This window comes from Bartonella sp. AD328YNZD, from assembly GCF_042196425.1.
The window spans coordinates 1-3,697 of the sequence record NZ_JBHIQG010000245.1 but is presented as its reverse complement, the minus strand read 5'-3'; the positions used below and the strand labels follow the sequence as shown (position 1 = coordinate 3,697).

Here is a 3,697-nt window from a genome sequence, read left to right as displayed (position 1 = left end):
GCTGGTTCTGAAACACCAACTTGATCTATACGGCGCCGGATGATTTCTAAGCTTTGTTCAATAGCATTGCTTATACGGTCTTTTATACCAGCTTCTGTTAATGTGACGCGGAGAGTTTCATTTTGAGTACTGATCGTGATGTTATGTTCTGTTGTGCCAAAGCTACTGTGTATGGGGGTTATTAATGTTTTCAAAGCAGAGAGTGCTTTTTCAGTTTGCGATGGGTCAGAAATAAGGGCAATAACGCTATCTTCAACGATACGCACACTTGAGGTGCGGATTTGTTTTTCACGCAATACATTGCGCACATTGCTTAAAACGATGTGTAATTGATCGCGTTTTAACGTTTTGCTATCAACCTCGAGCAGAAGAGAAGAGCCTCCTTGAAGATCAAGACCAAGTGCCACACGGGTATTGGGTAAAAATTTCGAGTTGTTAACTTGTTCGTGTGAAAATAAATTGGGTAAGGCAACATAAATGCTGCTTAAAAGAATAAAACAATAAAGGGTAGTTAACCAACCAGGTGTACGCATGATATATTCCGTAAATAGGCAATCTAACAGTTATTCAAAGTTAAAAGCACAATTAAAATAAGATGATCGTTTTTATATTCAAGGAAGAGAATTAAGTGTGTTCATTGGGAGGAGCGCGTTTATTTGAGAAATATTGTGTTTTAACGTTACGAAATCGTGTGTCAACAGCCGGAATCTTTATTAAAAAGAAATCCAATGTTAGGATTTTTTGAAAGGTCCTGATAAAAATAGATTCTGTATGGAGTATTACAAGTTTTTTGTTTTCAGTTGTGGTAACATTCACCTGATCACACTTATGATGTAAATCAAATCTATTCGTTTTAATGACATTATTGGTGTGCGATTGTTTGATTAAATAAGCACGCGTTTCTAGGTTGTTCGTCAAGAATACACCTAAACTGGATAGAAAAATCCAGGTTGTCAAAGGAAGAAAATCTTCTTTTTTGCAATAAAGGTGCAAAAAAAACATGCTAGAGTGCCTTCTTTAATCTTATTGAGTTCAGCTTATTTATCATTCTTTTATCTTATTATCAGTATTATAGGATAAGGGAAAGCTTTTATAAGATTATTCTATAAAAGTTGAAAATATCTACTTTATACCATATTTAAAAAAGAAAAATAAAATCCCTTTTGTATTAATAAGGTAGATATGTATTCATTTTGTAGAAAAAGCATCCTCATACTTTTCCTTCTTTTGGGGATTATCTTTGTATTTAATTCTGGTGCATGGGGGAATAGGGGGGCACAAAATACAATTGTCGAACAAACGATAGCTTCTTATTCAGTTGATGAAATTATTAAACAACAACAGTTGATTATTGAGACTCTTGAAGAAAATACTGAAACTTTAAAAAGAGATTTTGACAGAAAGCCAGAAGATGAGCGTGCTTTAGAAGAATTACGGTTACGTGCACAAGATATCAGTGAACGTGCTATTGAGGCAGCATTTGTTTTGCGTCCTCCTCTTAATGAGATTAATACACTTCTTGATCAATTAATGGAGCTCCATCGTGACATAAAAAAACTGAAAAGCTCAGTGAAGGAATATTCCTATTTGATAGAGCAAAAAGCTAAAATTAACAGTATCATGCTTCGTTTTGAAGCAATTTTCTTAGCGGCAAATAGAATAGCGGAACTTTCTATTTCTCAATCTCGGGAGCTTTTTAAACGCACGCTTACGTATAGGCTTGAGTTTTCGATTCCGATGGTTAAACATCTCGCCCAAAAAACAAAAGAGGCTTCATCAGATTTTCTTGTTTTGTTAAATTCTTGGTGGAATTTTATATTTTACTTCAAGTTTTTACAACTAGTTCTTTGCTTTTTAATTCCACTTTTTATTACTTTAGGACTTTCGTATTTTTCTCAAAAAGTTCTTGTTCATGTGTATTGCCACTTTACGAAGTCTAATGAGGAAATATCTTATTTACAACGCTTATTGATCGCCTTTATTTCAGTTCTTTTACCTTCACTTATCTGTATTCTTTGCGTTTACCTTGTGTTGTTTTTGTTTCGTAGTTTTAACTTAGATCCAGGTAAGCTTACAACAGTTTTTGATATGATAGGTTGTCAAATTATTTTATTATTTTTAATCAATCGATTAGCTGTTGTTCTTCTATCATCGAATCGGCCCCATGTGCGTCTTCTCAGTATTGCACCATCGTCTGCTTATCAATTAGTGATTTTACTCACTTCTTTAGGGGGTATTTTGGCATTTGACGCTGTTCTTGATAGTATTTATCAAATCATTTCAGCGCCTCTATCTTTGACAATTGCTAAAAGTTTTATTGCTGTTTTTCTTGTAGCGATTTTGCTATTTATAATATCATTTGTACCTTTGCGGTTTAGACCTAGGCGTGTTCAAGAAGAAAAAAAAGAGCCATACTTTTGGCCATTTTATATACGCATTCCTCTTATTGGCTTGGGGTTACTGCTCTTTGTATTGAATTTTTTAGGTTATGTTGGACTTGCGCGTTTTATTACGCAGCAAATTATGATTGATGGAGCATTTTTAGTTCTCATGTATTTAGGAATACAAAGTGCTCAAGCACTTGGAACTAAAGACCAATTTATGAAAACAACGGTTGGTCATCTTTTGATGCAGAGGTTTCATTTAGAAGAAAAAACAATGAATCAATTGGGAATTTTTGTGGGCGTTTTTCTCAATTTATTTGTTGTTATATTTTGTGCAATGCCCATTGCTGTACAGTTTGGATTTTCCTATTCTGATTTAAAAGCAGTTTTGTGGCAATCGGTGACCGGTTTTCAGATTGGAAATATTAGTCTTTCTTTGATTTCTCTTGTAACAGGAATTATTTCTTTTTGTGTTTGCTGGTTTCTTATTCGAAGATTTATTGGTTGGTTAGATAATGTGGTGTTGGTTCATGGAGAGTTCGATTCTGGTATACGTAATTCTATCAAAACAGTGATAAGTTATGGAGGCGTTGTTGTATCTGCTTTGACCGGATTATCAATGGCAGGTTTGGATCTTAGAAATTTCGCTCTTATTGCTGGAGGACTTTCACTTGGTATAGGTTTTGGTTTACAGAATATTGTCCAAAACTTTGTCTCTGGACTTATTATTTTAGTTGGAAGACCATTTAAAATAGGAGACTATATAGAATCTGGATCAGTAGGGGGCGTTGTTAAGCGTATTAGTGTGCGTGCAACGGAACTTGAGACCATTCAGCGTAAGACGATTATTATTCCCAATTCAAGCCTTATTAATAACAACGTTAGTAATTGGACACGACGTAATAAAGTAGGACGAATTGATGTACCAGTTACTGTATCATCTAAGGTTGCTCCAGAGCATGTTGCTGAAATTTTATTAGAGATTGCTTCTACGACAGAAGGCGTTTTAAAAAATCCTATCCCACAGGTGAGTTTTACAGCATTTGATCGTAAGAGTTTTTCCTTTAATTTGGCTATTTATGTGCCTAATATTACCTCATCTTCTCATGTAACCAATGCTCTTCGATTTAGCCTATATAAGCGTTTTGCTGAGGAAGGAATCTTAGAATGCTGAAATATACTTATATTTTTACTACAGTTATTCTATTAAGTATTTTTACCATAACAGCTTTTGCTGCAACAGTGAAAAATACTGATTTAAAGATACACTCTCTCATTATTGTTGAAGGAAGTGTACCTTTAAAAATTTCTTT

The 3,697-nt window shown here is 34.2% G+C and carries 2 protein-coding genes and 1 pseudogene; 1 reads left to right on the top strand and 2 read right to left on the bottom strand.

The window, feature by feature from the left end; genetic code table 11:
- Together ACFIO3_RS10020 and ACFIO3_RS10015 are read right to left on the bottom strand one after the other, a co-directional pair.
- Positions 1 to 533 (bottom strand): annotated as a pseudogene (locus tag ACFIO3_RS10020) (protein translocase subunit SecDF); the annotation flags it as partial.
- 91 nt (positions 534 to 624) lie between these two features.
- Positions 625 to 1,002, bottom strand: coding sequence for a hypothetical protein (locus ACFIO3_RS10015; RefSeq protein ID WP_375615210.1), 378 nt, complete (start codon positions 1,000 to 1,002; stop codon positions 625 to 627).
- Between the two features lie 180 nt (positions 1,003 to 1,182).
- Here ACFIO3_RS10015 and ACFIO3_RS10010 point away from each other — a divergent pair, with 180 nt between their 5' ends.
- Complete coding sequence (locus ACFIO3_RS10010; RefSeq protein ID WP_375607181.1) at positions 1,183 to 3,558, top strand: mechanosensitive ion channel domain-containing protein; 2,376 nt, start codon at positions 1,183 to 1,185, stop codon at positions 3,556 to 3,558.
- Positions 3,559 to 3,697: the final 139 nt, after the last annotated feature.